The 13,568-nt window shown below is 65.1% G+C and carries 14 protein-coding genes; 13 read left to right on the top strand and 1 reads right to left on the bottom strand.

Annotated features, from left to right (window positions below; translation table 11 throughout):
- Positions 1 to 89: 89 nt before the first annotated feature.
- Positions 90 to 1,148, bottom strand: coding sequence for a polysaccharide deacetylase family protein (locus AB4Z51_RS08445; RefSeq protein ID WP_441497260.1), 1,059 nt, complete (start codon positions 1,146 to 1,148; stop codon positions 90 to 92).
- Between the two features lie 164 nt (positions 1,149 to 1,312).
- Here AB4Z51_RS08445 and AB4Z51_RS08440 point away from each other — a divergent pair, with 164 nt between their 5' ends.
- The 13 genes from AB4Z51_RS08440 (at position 1,313) to phoB (ending at position 13,342) form a co-directional block, all read left to right on the top strand.
- Positions 1,313 to 2,707 carry an OmpA family protein gene (locus AB4Z51_RS08440; RefSeq protein ID WP_441497259.1) on the top strand — a complete coding sequence of 465 codons (1,395 nt, stop codon included), beginning with the start codon at positions 1,313 to 1,315 and terminating at the stop codon, positions 2,705 to 2,707.
- A 2-nt stretch (positions 2,708 to 2,709) separates the two neighbouring features.
- The gene (locus tag AB4Z51_RS08435; protein WP_063979886.1) at positions 2,710 to 3,006 is read left to right on the top strand and encodes a hypothetical protein; all 297 of its coding nucleotides are present in this window, start codon (positions 2,710 to 2,712) and stop codon (positions 3,004 to 3,006) included.
- A gap of 336 nt (positions 3,007 to 3,342) precedes the next feature.
- Positions 3,343 to 3,933: a TetR family transcriptional regulator C-terminal domain-containing protein gene (locus AB4Z51_RS08430; protein ID WP_441497258.1), complete on the top strand. Its 591-nt coding sequence runs from the start codon at positions 3,343 to 3,345 to the stop codon at positions 3,931 to 3,933.
- Positions 3,930 to 4,862 (top strand): haloalkane dehalogenase, encoded by a 933-nt coding sequence (locus AB4Z51_RS08425; RefSeq protein WP_441497257.1) that lies wholly within the window; start codon positions 3,930 to 3,932, stop codon positions 4,860 to 4,862. Before AB4Z51_RS08430 ends, AB4Z51_RS08425 begins: the two co-directional genes overlap by 4 nt.
- 11 nt (positions 4,863 to 4,873) lie before the next feature.
- Positions 4,874 to 5,101: an Rdx family protein gene (locus AB4Z51_RS08420; protein ID WP_354118930.1), complete on the top strand. Its 228-nt coding sequence runs from the start codon at positions 4,874 to 4,876 to the stop codon at positions 5,099 to 5,101.
- 445 nt (positions 5,102 to 5,546) lie between these two features.
- Entirely contained in the window at positions 5,547 to 6,602 is a 1,056-nt protein-coding gene (locus AB4Z51_RS08415) for a UPF0104 family protein (protein ID WP_441497256.1), read from the top strand.
- 33 nt (positions 6,603 to 6,635) lie between these two features.
- The gene (locus AB4Z51_RS08410; protein ID WP_441497255.1) at positions 6,636 to 7,934 is read left to right on the top strand and encodes an ATP-binding protein; all 1,299 of its coding nucleotides are present in this window, start codon (positions 6,636 to 6,638) and stop codon (positions 7,932 to 7,934) included.
- Between the two features lie 144 nt (positions 7,935 to 8,078).
- The gene (gene pstS, locus AB4Z51_RS08405; RefSeq protein WP_441497254.1) at positions 8,079 to 9,092 is read left to right on the top strand and encodes a phosphate ABC transporter substrate-binding protein PstS; all 1,014 of its coding nucleotides are present in this window, start codon (positions 8,079 to 8,081) and stop codon (positions 9,090 to 9,092) included.
- 144 nt (positions 9,093 to 9,236) lie between these two features.
- The gene (gene pstC, locus AB4Z51_RS08400) at positions 9,237 to 10,226 is read left to right on the top strand and encodes a phosphate ABC transporter permease subunit PstC (RefSeq protein WP_063979880.1); all 990 of its coding nucleotides are present in this window, start codon (positions 9,237 to 9,239) and stop codon (positions 10,224 to 10,226) included.
- 1 nt (position 10,227) lies between these two features.
- Complete coding sequence (gene pstA / locus AB4Z51_RS08395; protein ID WP_441497253.1) at positions 10,228 to 11,073, top strand: phosphate ABC transporter permease PstA; 846 nt, start codon at positions 10,228 to 10,230, stop codon at positions 11,071 to 11,073.
- Complete coding sequence (gene pstB / locus AB4Z51_RS08390; protein WP_063979878.1) at positions 11,070 to 11,891, top strand: phosphate ABC transporter ATP-binding protein PstB; 822 nt, start codon at positions 11,070 to 11,072, stop codon at positions 11,889 to 11,891. Before pstA ends, pstB begins: the two co-directional genes overlap by 4 nt.
- 11 nt (positions 11,892 to 11,902) lie before the next feature.
- On the top strand, positions 11,903 to 12,619 hold the full coding sequence (gene phoU / locus AB4Z51_RS08385; RefSeq protein WP_028155152.1) for a phosphate signaling complex protein PhoU: 717 nt from the start codon (positions 11,903 to 11,905) through the stop codon (positions 12,617 to 12,619).
- A gap of 15 nt (positions 12,620 to 12,634) precedes the next feature.
- Positions 12,635 to 13,342 (top strand): phosphate regulon transcriptional regulator PhoB, encoded by a 708-nt coding sequence (gene phoB, locus AB4Z51_RS08380; protein WP_014491300.1) that lies wholly within the window; start codon positions 12,635 to 12,637, stop codon positions 13,340 to 13,342.
- Positions 13,343 to 13,568: the final 226 nt, after the last annotated feature.

The following is a 13,568-nucleotide window of genomic DNA, read 5'->3' as shown; positions in this document are numbered from 1 at the left end:
CAGCGCGTCTCGAAGGATGCAGGCGGCCATCCTTCGATACGCGCTCCTTTGGAGCGCTCCTCAGGATGAGGTCTGAGTGTGCAGATGGATCAGGCCGCCGCAATCCGGCGAAAGCCGTTCCACATCGCGGTCGCGGCGCCTGAGGTCAGCACCGGCAAAATTCGCGCGTCCTGGTAATTGCCGTTGAGCGAGACGCGCGGCAGCGCCGTCATGTGGCCGGCGTTCTCGGCGAACAGCATGCCGGGCCGGGTCGTCACCGCGGTCTTGAATCCGGCCGATGCAGCGAGTGTGAATTCGCGCTCGCCCGCCGCTTCGCGGTCGCCATAGGGGTAGGCGAAGTGCAGCACGGTACGGCCGAGCGCCTGCTCGATCCGCGCGCGGCTTACCGCCATCTCCTGTGCGGCGATCCCCTCGCTCTGCCTGGCGAGATTGCAATGGCTGATGGTGTGCGCGCCGATCGTGACCAGCGGATCGGCGGCAAATGCCTTCACCTCGTCCCAGGACAGGCACAGGCTGCGGCACAGTGCGGCCATGTCGACGTCGTATCTGGCGCAGAGCGCCTCGATCTCGCGCTTGAGATCATGTTCGCCCGGCAGCGCGCGCAGCCAATCGTGCAGGCGGTCGAACGCCATTTGTTTTGCGGCAGGGGTCGTTGCATCCAGCCGCAGTGCGGAATTGCCGATCTGGACGTCGATCTGTTCGGCCTTGGCGATCACGGTTTCCAGCGCGGTCCACCACAGACGTCCGGTGCCCTCGGCAAACTCGCTCGCGACATAGACGGCCAAGGGCGCGTCAAATTCGCGCAGAACCGGCAGCGCGAATTCGAGATTGTCGCGGTAGCCGTCGTCGAGGGTGAAGGCGGCGAAGGGGCGGGTGAACCGGCCCTGCACCAGCCGCTCATGCAGCTCGTCCATGCTGACGATGTCGATCCCGCGCGAGCGCAAATGGCTCAGCGTGGCGCGCAGGAAATCGGGGGTGACTTCGAGGTGCCGGTTCGGCTGGAACGCGGCCTCGCGGGCCGGCCGCACATGGTGCAGCATGAAAATGGCGCCGACGCCCGACAAGAGCGGGCGCAACAGGTGGTGCGCCCCGCTGAAATAGAGTGCCCCCAGCCCGGCGCGGATAACGTTGTTTCGGAGTTGTTTCATGACCGGCTGGCGAACTCTGGCATTCCACTTTCAACTTACGGAAGAACCCTTGAAGAAAAAGTTATTCCAATTGTCGACGCATGGCCTTCGGAAGGGCATCATTTCCGGTTTGACAGCCCGCCAAGGGTTTGTTTTGTCTCCGGTTCCAGAGTTCGGGTCGTTGAATGCAGAAGCTTTTCAGGTGGGCCAGCAAATGGTGGCCAGGGCTGATCCCCCTGGCCGTCATGTGGGGATTTGCGGCCTGGAATAATACCTTGCCGGTCGAGGCGGACCTGTCCGCCCGCAGTTCGGCGGCGCTCAAGGAGACCGTTCTGGACAAGACCCGGATCGCGGTCGACGGCCGGGACGTCAGCCTGGCCGCGGACGCCTTTTCCGAGGAGGGGCGCCGCGATGCCGTGATGGCGGTCGAGCTCGTCCCGGGCGTGCGCCTGGTCGACGACCGGACCCGCCTTGTTCCCGAAGCAACGCCCTTCGTCTGGAATGCCGAGCGTGACGTGGTGCGGGTGACGCTGTCCGGCTCCGCGCCCCTGCCGTCGATGAAGGCGCGCCTGACCGAGGCCGCGCGCAAGGAGGTCAACGGGACCGAGGTCGCCGATCAGATGGGTCTCGCGCGCGGCGCGCCGCCGCGGTTCGAGGCGGCCGCGATGCTGCTGCTCGACCAGATCGGCAAGCTCAAGGACGGCAAGATCACGATCACCGACACCAAGGTCAATCTGTCGGGCATGGCGCGCGACCTCGGCGGCCGTGAGGCGATCGCGGCCGCGCTCAAGAACCTGCCGGAGGGCTTTTCGGTCGCCGCCAACGACGTCAAGGCGCCGCCCTACATCTTCCAGGCCTACAAGGACCCGGTCGCCGCGACCGTGACGCTGACGGGCTACGTGCCTGACAACAACGTGCACGCGGCCATTGCAACGAGTGCCTCGCGAAAGTTCTTCACCGAAAAGGTCGTCGACAATCTCAAGGCCAGCGTCGGCGCACCCGGCTCCTTCAATACTGCCGTGGTCGCAGCGCTCGGCGGGCTGTCGCGGCTGTCGACCGGTACGCTCGTGGTGTCCGATCGCGAGGTGAAGCTGTCGGGCGACGCGCTCTATGAAGGTGCCGCCAACGACATCCGCGCAGGCCTCGGCAAGGACTTCCCGAAGAACTGGCAGTACAAGCCGGAGATTACGGTGAAGCCTGCCGCGGGCCCGGTCGACGGCACGGTCTGCCAGCAATTGTTCACGGAGCTCCTGAACAAGGGCAAGATCCGCTTCGCAACGAAACGCGCCGACATCGACCCGGATTCCGCCGGCATTCTCGACCATCTGATCGAGACGGCGCTGCGCTGCCCCACCACCAATATCGAGGTGGCCGGGCACACCGATGCCGACGGTGAGGWCTCCTTCAATCAGGCTCTCTCGGAGAAGCGCGCGCAGGCCGTGATCGACTATCTGGTCAAGGCCGGGCTGCCGGCCACCCGCTTCACCCCGGTCGGCTATGGCGCCACGCAGCCCCTCGCCGGCAATGACACCGACGAAGGCAAGGCGCAGAACCGCCGCATCGAATTTCTGGTGAGGTGATGATGCCCTATCTCGTCTCGTTCCATCTGGGCTGGCTGATCGGCTCGCTACTGCTGGGCTTTTGCATGGGCTGGATCTCGGTGGTCCAGCGCGGCAACGGCACCTCGAAGGTGACCGCGCGCTGGCTCGCCGTGCTTGCCGCCGCCTTGGTCGCAGCCTCGTTCGCGCATGTGGTGCCCGGCCGCTTCGGCTATTGGCTCGATCTCGGGCTGGTCATGTTCGCCTGCTACCTCGTCGGCTGCACCATCGGCGCCTGGCTGCGCGACAGGGTGGTCTCGCGGAGCCAGCCGGCGGCCTGAGTCCTTGGGCTCGGTGAGCGATCGACAGTCGTCGCCGCGACGCATCGGAAAGTTTGGTTCGGGTGATTTGGGTGAGGCGGCCATCGCTCTCTCGCTCCCTCCCCCCTTGCGGGGGAGGGTCGGGGAGAGGGGTAGCTACAAACTCCGACCTCGCTTGCGGCCACCCCTCTCCCTAGCCCTCCCCCGCAAGGGGGGAGGGAATGCACCTCCATCGTGGCGCCGAGCGAGGCACATCCCTTTCGATCCAACATTGCGATAACGGCCTGATCGGGAAGCAAATTGCCGAGCRATCAGAATGCGCTTGACATTAATACGTACGTACGTATTATCTTCTTCATGCCAAAGCCCTCACTCAAAGACGCCATCCTCGATGCCGGCCTGAAGGTCATGTTCAGGACCGGCTATCACGGCACCAGCGTGCGCGACGTCACCGCTGCGGCAGGCGCGCCGCAGGGGTCCTTCACCAACCATTTTCGCTCCAAAGAGATATTCGCCTCCGAGGTGCTCGACCGCTACTTCGACACCACGAGGGGGCTGGTCGCGGAGGCGCTCGACGACACCTCGCTGACGCCGCGCGCGCGGCTGCGGCGCTATCTCGACATCATCACCGGCCGGCTGGAGGCTGACGGCTATGGCCGCGGCTGCCTGATCGGTGATCTCAGCCTGGAGGCATCAGCCAGCAGCGAAATGCTGCGCGCGCGTCTCGCCGAAATCTTCGCCGAGTGGCGCGCGCCGTTCGCCGCCTGCATCAGGGACGCCCAGACGTGCCGCGAGATCGCATCCGATTTCGAGCCCGAAGAGCTTGCCGATTTCCTGCTCGCGTCCTGGCAGGGCGCGATCCTACGCATGAAGGTCGACCGCAATCCCAACGCCCTCGAACGTTTCAAGACCATCGCCTTTCAAACCGTCTTCAGGGAGCTGACATGAGCAAGCCAACTGAAATCGAGATTCTCAAAGCGTCTGTGCTGGGAAGCACGATGRCCTATTGCGAGGCGGGAGATCGCGATGCGCCCGCTGCCCTGTTCCTGCACGGCAACCCGACGTCGTCGCATATCTGGCGCAACATCCTGCCGCTTGTATCGCCGGTCGCGCATTGCATCGCGCCCGATCTCGTCGGCTTCGGCCAGTCCGGCAAGCCCGACATCGGTTATCGCTTCGTCGACCACGTCCGCTATCTCGATGCATTCATCGAACAGCGCGGCATCAAATCGGCCTATCTTGTCGCGCAGGACTGGGGCACCGCGCTCGCGTTCCATCTCGCCGCGCGCCGGCCGGATTTCGTGCGCGGCCTTGCTTTCATGGAGTTCATCCGCCCGATGCCGACCTGGCAGGACTTTCACCACACCGAGGTCGCGGAGGAGCAGGACCACGCCGAGGCGGCGAGGGCGGCGTTCCGCAAATTCAGGACGCCGGGCGAGGGCGAAGCGATGATCCTCGAGGCGAATGCGTTCGTCGAACGCGTGCTGCCCGGTGGCATCGTCCGCAAACTCGGCGACGACGAGATGGCGCCTTACCGTGCGCCATTCCCGACGCCGGAGAGCCGCCGGCCCGTTCTCGCCTTTCCCCRCGAACTGCCGATCGCGGGCGAACCTGCCGACGTCTACGAGACGCTTCAATCCGCGCATGCTGCGCTCGCTGCATCGTCCTATCCGAAGCTGTTGTTCTCGGGCACGCCCGGCGCGCTCGTCGCGCCCGAATTCGCCGAGCGGTTCGCAGCCTCGCTGAATCACTGCGCATTGGTGCGCCTCGGACCTGGGCTGCACTTTCTCCAGGAGGATCACCCCGAGGCGATCGGCCGCTCCGTCGCCGGCTGGATCGCCGGCATCGAAGCCGTGCGCCAGCAGCGCGCTGCCTGAAGGCGGGCGAGATGGCTGATGTGACCATCATCTATTGCCGTCCCTGCGGCTACGAGAAGCGCGCCAAGGACGCCGCTGCTGCGCTGCGGCAGCATCTGGCGCTGGAGGCGGCTCTCGTGCCCGCCAAGGGTGGGATCTTCCAGGTCAAGGTCGGCGACAGCATCGTCGCCAGCCGCAGCAAGGGCCACTTTCCCGGTACCGACGAAATCGTGGCCGCCGTCACTTCCGCGTGGCACTGATCCGGGGCGGATTCCGATCGCTTCCTGAGGCCGCTACCGTCGCCGCGGCCTTTCGGCCCACCTGAAATCCCTGAACAACAGCGCCGGCCACCCCCTCTTTCGCCAGGCGGGGGCGGCCCATAGATTGACGTCGGCTTAAGTCGTGACGGAACATTGTGCGGTCGAAATCATCAAAACTTCATGGCGCCTGCGCAGGATTGCCATGGAGATTCGCGTCAGTCTTGCCGCCGAAAGCGCCAATCCGTGCATCAGGAGCCCGCAACCCTGCCTAAAATATTGAAGGCACGAGTTTTTGTTCGAATTGCTGAATTCCACTCCGCCCCAAAACGCGCTAGTGGAAGGGCATGGGGCATGCGCGATGCCGGAGCCGGCGGCAAGGGTTCGTTGAATGCCTGTGCGTCGTCCGCCGGCCACCCCGGCCGCTGAAGCGTTGTTCGAGGTCTAGATGCTGGAAGCCATACGCAGGGCGATGACGTTTCTGCGCCAGAAGCAAGTCCTGCATAAGCTTGGAGTTGTGATCAGCGTCGCGGTCATCGGCATCGCTTGCTATGTGCTCTACCACATGCTGCGGGGCATCGACGTCAACGAGGTCCTCGAAGCGATCAAGAGCACCGAGCCGAGCCAGATCGCAATGGCGGCGCTGTTCGTGGCCGCGGGCTATTTCACCCTGACCTTCTACGATCTGTTCGCCGTGCGCGCGATCGGTCACGCCCATGTGCCCTACCGGATCAATGCGCTCGCCGCCTTCACCAGCTATTCGATCGGCCACAATGTCGGCGCCAGCGTCTTCACCGGCGGTGCGGTGCGCTACCGCATCTATTCGGCCTATGGCCTGAACGCGATCGACGTCGCAAAGATCTGCTTCCTCGCCGGCCTGACCTTCTGGCTCGGCAATGCCGCGGTGCTCGGCCTCGGCATCTCCTACCATCCGGAAGCCGCTGCCGCGATCGACCAGCTTCCGCCCTGGCTGAACCGGATGCTGGCGATGATGATCATCGTGGGGCTGATCGCCTATGTGGTCTGGGTCTGGACCCAGCCGCGGGTGGTCGGCCGCGGGCCCTGGACCGTGGTGCTGCCGGGCGGCCCGCTGACGCTGCTCCAGATCGCCATCGGCATCATCGATCTCGGCTTCTGTGCGCTCGCGATGTACGTGCTGGTCCCGGACGAGCCCAATCTCGGCTTCGTCGTCGTGGCGGTGATCTTCGTCTCGGCGACCTTGCTCGGTTTCGCCAGCCACTCGCCGGGAGGGCTCGGCGTGTTCGATGCCGCCATGCTGGTCGGCCTCTGGCAGATGGATCGCGAGGAACTGCTGGGTGGCATGCTCCTGTTCCGCGTCCTCTATTATCTCTCCCCCTTCGTCATATCTGTAATCTTGCTGACGTTTCGCGAGGTTATAATCGGCGCTCGATCGAAGCGCTTGCAGCAGGCGGCGCTCAAGCTCGACCCCGGCCCGGCGCGTGAAGCCGCCTATGTGAGAGAGCGCAGCGACACCGGCGCCTGACCGGCGCATCCCCTTTAGGAGAAGCCCGCCCCGATGGCGATCGACGCACCATCTTCTCCCTCCGCGCAGCCCTGGTCTGACCGGCTGCGGCACTCGACCGTCATCCTGATCGCCGCAGCGCTGGCGCTGTCGGTGGTGGTCTCGCTCGGCGAATTGTCGGTGATGCGGGCGGCGACGGTGTTCCTCTGCATCGCGGCCGCGGCGCTGATCCCCTGGCGGCTGCACGACAATGCCGCTTCGCGCGACGACACCCGCCGCGTCAACCCGGTCGAGAGCGCGGCAGTGGCCGCGGTCGTCGCCGGCATGCCGGATCCGGCGGTGCTGCTCGACCGCGCCGGGCGTGTCATCCATCTCAATGCCGCCGCCGCCCAGCTGGCGCCGGCGCTGCGCAAGAACGAGCTCGCCCAGTTCGCGCTGCGCTCGCCGGAGATCATCACGGCGCTGCGGGAGTCGATTGCGACCACCGAGCCGCGGCGCACGACCTATCTCGACCATGTCCCGGTCGACCGCTGGATGGAGCTGACCATCACGCCGGTGCCGGTGCCGACCTCCTTCGGCGGCGCCGACAAATGCATGCTGATGACCTTCCACGACCAGACGCCGCTGCGCCGGGTCGAGGAGATGCGCGCAGACTTCGTCGCCAATGCCAGCCACGAGCTGCGCACGCCGCTCGCCGCGCTGTCGGGTTTCATCGACACGCTTCAGGGCCAGGCCAAGGACGATCCCAAGGCACGCGAGCGGTTCCTCGGCATCATGCACAACCAGGCGACCCGGATGGCGCGCCTGATCGACGATCTGCTCTCGCTGTCGCGGGTCGAGCTGTCGGCCCATGTGCGGCCCGACACCCTGGTCGACCTGCTGCCGATCATCTTCCAGGTTGCCGACGGGCTCGAGCCGCTGGCGCGGGAGCGCCAGGTCGAGGTCGAAACCCATCTGCCTGAGACTCCGGTGATGATTGCGGGCGACCGCGAGGAATTGCTTCGCCTGTTCGAGAACCTGATCGAGAACGCGCTCAAATACGGGGCGTCGGGCGGACGTGTCATCGTGTCGCTGGCCGCCGCGGCAGCCACTGATGGAACTCAGGAAATCCGGGTCATGGTCCGTGATTTCGGACCCGGCATCGCGCCCGAGCACCTGCCGCGACTGACCGAGCGGTTCTACCGGGTCGACGTCGGTGACAGCCGCTCGCAGGGCGGGACGGGGCTCGGATTATCGCTGGTGAAACATATTCTTAACCGCCATCGCGGCCGGCTTTTGATCGAGAGCGTGCCCAAGCAGGGCGCCGTTTTCACGGCCTGTTTTCCCCAGGCGAAGACCGCGGCTCCAACCTGATATTCAAGCGATTTCAATCGCTTGGCCGTGTCATCCAGCTGTCACGAAACCTTCGTAAAAGCACAGCCGACCGCTCCTAAAGGGGCGGCACGGGGAGCGCGATCGGGCGCGGATGGCGCTTCGCTCCCCTGTATGGAGACCACCATGAATTTCATCAAAACTATCGTCGCTGCCGGCTTGGTCGCCGCATCGGCGACGGCGGCGTTTGCCGCCGATATCACGGGTGCCGGTGCGACGTTCCCGTTCCCGATCTATTCCAAGTGGGCTGACGCCTACAAGAAGGAGACCGGCAACGGTCTGAACTACCAGTCGATCGGCTCCGGCGGCGGCATCAAGCAGATCCAGGCCAAGACCGTGACCTTCGGCGCCAGCGACGCGCCGCTCAAGGCCGAGCAGCTCGAAAAGGACGGCCTCGTCCAGTGGCCGATGGTGATGGGCGCCATCGTTCCGGTCGTGAACATCGAGGGCTTGAAGCCCGGCGAGCTGGTGTTCGACGGCGAGACCCTGGCCAGCATCTATCTCGGCAAGATCACCAAGTGGGACGACGCCGCGATCAAGAAGCTCAATCCGAACGTGAAGCTGCCGTCGGACGCGATCACCGTGGTCCGCCGCTCGGATGGTTCGGGCACCACCTTCAACTTCACCAACTATCTCGCCAAGGCCAGCGCGGACTGGAAGAGCAAGGTCGGCGAGGGCACGGCGGTCGAGTGGCCGGTCGGCGTCGGCGCCAAGGGCAACGAAGGCGTGTCGGGCAACATCAGCCAGACCAAGAACTCGATCGGCTACGTCGAGTACGCCTATGCCAAGCAGAACAAGCTGACCTACACCGGTCTCGTCAACAAGGCCGGCAAGCCGGTGCAGCCGACGGTCGAAGCCTTCCAGGCCGCGGCTTCCAACGCCGACTGGGCCAAGGCTCCCGGCTACTACGTCATCCTGACCGACCAGCCCGGCGACAAGTCCTGGCCGATCACGGCGGCGACCTTCATCCTCATGCACAAGGATGCCACCGACAAGGCAGCCTCGCAGGAAGCCATCAAGTTCTTCCGCTGGGCCTTCAAGAGCGGCGGCAAGGCGGCTGAAGAGCTCGACTACATCCCGATGCCGGACCCGGTCGTCCAGCTGATCGAGAAGACCTGGGCTGCCGAGATCAAGAGCTAAGCGCTCTGTGTCCCGGACTGGGCGCCGGGATCTCACAAGACCTCCGCTCCGGATCGGCCTCGCGCCGCATCCGGAGCGCAAGACCAACAACAAGACCGACAACAAGCGTATATCAAACGGGCACAGGGGATCGGCGTGGCAGAGATGGCCGTTCAGAGCGATGTAATCGACGACGCCGGACCGTATGACCGCGCCAAGGCCTTGGGCGCCTTCAAGCTCGGCGACCTCACCTTCTACTGGATCACGCGGCTGTCCGCGATCTCGGTGCTCCTCATCCTCGGTGGCATCATCATCTCGCTGATCGTCGGCGCGTTCCCGGCGATGAAGGAATACGGCTTCGCCTTCCTGTGGACGCAGCGCTGGGCGCCGTCGGCAGATCCGCCCGTGCTCGGCGCGCTCGGCCCGATCTACGGCACGCTCATCACCTCCTTCATCGCGATGGCGATCGCCATTCCGGTCGGTCTCGGCATTGCGATCTTTCTGACCGAGCTCTGCCCGCAATGGGCGCGCCGCCCGATCGGCATGGCGATCGAGCTGCTCGCCGGCATTCCCTCGATCATCTACGGCATGTGGGGCTTCTTCGTGCTCGGCCCGTTCCTGGCCAACACGTTCCAGCCCTTCATGATCAAGATCTTCGACGGCGTCCCCGTGCTGGGCGCGATCTTCGCAGGCCCGCCGTCCTATCTCAGCCTGTTCAACGCGGCGCTGATCCTCGCCATCATGGTGCTGCCCTTCATCACCTCGATCTCGGTCGACGTGTTCAAGACGGTGCCGCCGGTGCTCAAGGAAGCCGCCTACGGCGTCGGCTGCACCACCTGGGAAGTCGTGCGCAGCGTGGTGATCCCCTACACCCGCGTAGGCGTCATCGGCGGTGTCATGCTGGCGCTCGGCCGCGCGCTCGGCGAGACCATGGCGGTGACCTTCATCATCGGCAACTCGTTCCGCATCTCGTCGTCGATCTTCGCCCCGGGCACCACGATCTCGGCGGCGATCGCATCGGAGTTCGCCGAGAGCGACGGCCTGCACCAGTCGGGCCTGATCCTGCTCGGCCTGCTGCTGTTCGTGCTGACATTCTTCGTGCTCGCGGCTGCACGGTTGATGCTGATGCGTCTTGAAAAGAAGGCGGGGAAGTAACATGAACCCGATCTACGCACGCCGCCGCCGCATGGACATCGTCATCCGTGTGCTCTGCCTGGCTGCCGCTGCCTTCGGCGTCACATGGCTCGCGCTGATCCTGATGACGCTGCTCTACAACGGCATTGCCGGCCTGAACCTGGAGCTCTTCGTTGCGGACACGCCGCCTCCGGGCTCGACCGAGGGCGGCCTGCGCAACGCCATCGTGGGTTCGATCATCATGACCGTGCTCGGCGTCGGCATCGGCGCGCCGCTCGGTCTGTTCGCCGGCACCTATCTCGCCGAGTACGGCCGCAACGACCGCCTGACCTCGGTGATCCGCTTCATCAACGACATCCTGCTGTCGGCGCCCTCGATCATCATCGGCCTGTTCATCTATGGTGCGGTGGTGGTGCCGATGCGCGGCTTCTCGGCGATTGCCGGCTGCCTCGCGCTTGCGGTGATCGTCATCCCGGTGGTGCTGCGCACGACCGAGGACATGCTGCTGCTGGTGCCGAACGCACTGCGTGAGGCGGCCTCGGCGCTCGGCGTGCCGCGCTCGCTGGTGATCAAGCGCATCGCCTATCGCGCGGCGCGCTCGGGCCTCATCACCGGCGTGATGCTGGCCACCGCCCGCGTCGCCGGCGAGACCGCGCCGCTGCTCTTCACCGCGCTGTCGAACCAGTTCTTCAGCCTGGGTCTGAACAAGACGATGGCGAACCTGCCGGTCACCATCAACAATTTCGTGCAGAGCCCCTACGCCTACTGGAAGCAGCTCGCCTGGAGCGGCGCGCTGCTCATCACCCTGACCGTTCTTGCCCTGAATATTGGCGCGCGCATTCTGAGCGCCGAGAGGACCGCAAAATGAGTGATCTTTCCGTATCGATGAGCGCGGCCGGTGGTTTGCCCCAGGCGCCGGTGCTGCCCGAAGCTCCGGCCAAGGTGACGGTGCGCAACCTCAATTTCTACTACGGCGAGCACCACGCGCTGAAGAACATCAATCTGGCGCTCGGCACCAACCGCGTCACGGCGTTCATCGGCCCGTCGGGCTGCGGCAAGTCGACCCTGCTGCGCATCTTCAATCGGATGTACGACCTCTATCCGGGCCAGCGCGTCACCGGTCAGCTCATGCTCGACCAGACCAACGTCCTCGACCCCAAGCTGGACCTCAATCTGCTGCGCGCCCGCGTCGGCATGGTGTTCCAGAAGCCGACGCCGTTCCCGATGACGATCTACGAGAACATCGCCTTCGGCATCCGCCTTTACGAGAAGATCTCGAAGTCCGAGATGGACGACCGCGTCGAGAAGGCGCTGCGCGGCGGCGCGCTGTGGAACGAGGTCAAGGACAAGCTCAACGCCTCCGGCCTGTCGCTCTCCGGCGGCCAGCAGCAGCGCCTCTGCATCGCCCGCACGGTCGCGGTGCGGCCCGAGGTGATCTTGTTCGACGAGCCCTGCTCGGCGCTCGACCCGATCTCGACCGCCAAGGTCGAGGAGCTGATCCAGGAGCTGTCCGAGAACTACACGATCGCGATCGTCACCCACAACATGCAGCAGGCGGCGCGCGTCTCCGACAAGACCGCCTTCATGTATCTCGGCGAGCTGATCGAGTTCGACGACACCAGCAAGATCTTCACGTCGCCGACCGACCGGCGCACGCAGGATTACATCACCGGCCGGTTCGGCTGAGGAGACGGAACATGGGTTCTGAACATACCGCAAAGGCCTTCGACACCGACCTCCAGGAGCTCACGCGCCTGGTCGCCGAGATGGGCGGCATCGCCGAGCGCATGATCGTCGATTCCGTCGACGCGCTGATCCGCCGCGACGTCGCGCTCGGCCAGCGCGTCGTGACCATCGACGCCGAGCTCGACGCGCTCCAGAAGAAGATCGAGGAGCGCGCCGTTCTCACCATCGCGCGCCGCCAGCCGATGGCGGTGGATCTGCGCGAGATCGTCGGCGCCATGCGCGTCGCGACCGATCTCGAGCGGATCGGCGACCTCGCCAAGAACATGGGCAAGCGCGTCGCGGCGCTGGAGACGGATTTCCATCCGCTCAAGCTGTTCCGCGGTCTGGAGCACATGACCGACCTCGTGCAGCAACAGGTCAAGTCGGTGCTGGACGCCTATGCCGCGCACGATCTGCCGGCGGCGATGGCGGTGTGGAAGGGCGACGAGGAAGTCGACGCCATCTGCACCTCGCTGTTCCGCGAGCTCCTCACCTACATGATGGAGGATCCGCGCAACATCTCGTTCTGCATCCATCTGATGTTCTGCGCCAAGAACATCGAGCGCATCGGTGACCACGCCACCAACATCGCCGAGACCGTGTTCTACATGATCGAGGGCCAGGCGATCACCGACAAGCGGCCGAAGGGCGACATGACGACCTTCGCCACGACGGTCCCGAACACTTAAGGAGCGACGAACACCATGGGCGCACGCATTATGGTGGTTGAGGACGAGGAAGCTCTCACCGAGCTTCTCCGCTACAACCTCGAAGGCGACGGCTATGACGTCGAGACGGTGATGCGCGGCGACGACGCCGACACCCGCCTCAAGGAGCACATCCCCGATTTGATCGTGCTCGACTGGATGTTGCCGGGCCTCTCCGGCATCGAGCTGTGCCGGCGGCTGCGCACCCGGCCCGAGACCAAGCAGCTCCCGATCATCATGCTCACCGCGCGCGGCGAGGAGAGCGAGCGGGTGCGGGGCCTTGCGACCGGCGCCGACGACTACATCGTCAAGCCGTTCTCGGTGCCGGAGCTGCTGGCACGCGTGAAGGGCCTGCTCAGGCGCGCCAGCCCCGAGCGGCTCGCCACGGTGCTCGCCTATGGCGACATCGAGCTTGACCGCGACAAGCGTCGCGTGGCGCGTTCGGGCCGGCCGATCGATCTCGGCCCGACCGAATATCGCCTGCTGGAGTTCTTCCTGGAGCATCCCGGCCGCGTATTCTCGCGCGAGCAGCTGCTCGACAGTGTCTGGGGCCGTGACATCTACATCGACGAGCGCACTGTCGACGTCCATATCGGCCGCCTGCGCAAGCTGCTCAATCTCGGCCGCGAGCAGGACCCGATCCGCACCGTCCGCGGTGCGGGCTACGCACTGGACGATCGCTTTGCGAAGGCGGAGCAGGCGTAAGCTTGGTGAGCTGCGGCCGCACCCTCGGTGTCGTCCCGGACAAGCGTAAGCGCAGGTCCGGGACACCCACAGCGAGTGGTTATTGTGTGAAAAGGTAACTCCGAGTCCCCGTAGCCACATCTTGCGGTGGTTAAGGGTCCCGGATCTGCGCGCGCTTGAGGCGCGCTTGTCCGGGACGACATCGGATTTGTTGAGCCGCCATCGTGTGACGGCTCCTTTCCGAGCT

Origin of the sequence: Bradyrhizobium sp. 2TAF36 (assembly GCF_052114925.1) — a bacterium.
In the GTDB taxonomy this organism is placed as follows: domain Bacteria; phylum Pseudomonadota; class Alphaproteobacteria; order Rhizobiales; family Xanthobacteraceae; genus Bradyrhizobium; species Bradyrhizobium barranii.
Note: the sequence above shows the minus strand (reverse complement) of the source record. Positions and strands in the feature narration are given on the sequence as shown.

Excerpts from the sequence above, each read along its gene's own strand:
- AB4Z51_RS08445 (WP_441497260.1), bottom strand. The coding sequence starts at position 1,148 with ATGAAACAACTCCGAAACAACGTTATCCGCGCCGGGCTGGGGGCACTC.
- AB4Z51_RS08435 (WP_063979886.1), top strand. The coding sequence starts at position 2,710 with ATGCCCTATCTCGTCTCGTTCCATCTGGGCTGGCTGATCGGCTCGCTA.
- AB4Z51_RS08430 (WP_441497258.1), top strand. The coding sequence starts at position 3,343 with ATGCCAAAGCCCTCACTCAAAGACGCCATCCTCGATGCCGGCCTGAAG.
- AB4Z51_RS08420 (WP_354118930.1), top strand. The coding sequence starts at position 4,874 with ATGGCTGATGTGACCATCATCTATTGCCGTCCCTGCGGCTACGAGAAG.
- AB4Z51_RS08415 (WP_441497256.1), top strand. The coding sequence starts at position 5,547 with ATGCTGGAAGCCATACGCAGGGCGATGACGTTTCTGCGCCAGAAGCAA.
- AB4Z51_RS08410 (WP_441497255.1), top strand. The coding sequence starts at position 6,636 with ATGGCGATCGACGCACCATCTTCTCCCTCCGCGCAGCCCTGGTCTGAC.
- pstS (WP_441497254.1), top strand. The coding sequence starts at position 8,079 with ATGAATTTCATCAAAACTATCGTCGCTGCCGGCTTGGTCGCCGCATCG.
- pstC (WP_063979880.1), top strand. The coding sequence starts at position 9,237 with ATGGCCGTTCAGAGCGATGTAATCGACGACGCCGGACCGTATGACCGC.
- pstA (WP_441497253.1), top strand. The coding sequence starts at position 10,228 with ATGAACCCGATCTACGCACGCCGCCGCCGCATGGACATCGTCATCCGT.
- pstB (WP_063979878.1), top strand. The coding sequence starts at position 11,070 with ATGAGTGATCTTTCCGTATCGATGAGCGCGGCCGGTGGTTTGCCCCAG.
- phoU (WP_028155152.1), top strand. The coding sequence starts at position 11,903 with ATGGGTTCTGAACATACCGCAAAGGCCTTCGACACCGACCTCCAGGAG.
- phoB (WP_014491300.1), top strand. The coding sequence starts at position 12,635 with ATGGGCGCACGCATTATGGTGGTTGAGGACGAGGAAGCTCTCACCGAG.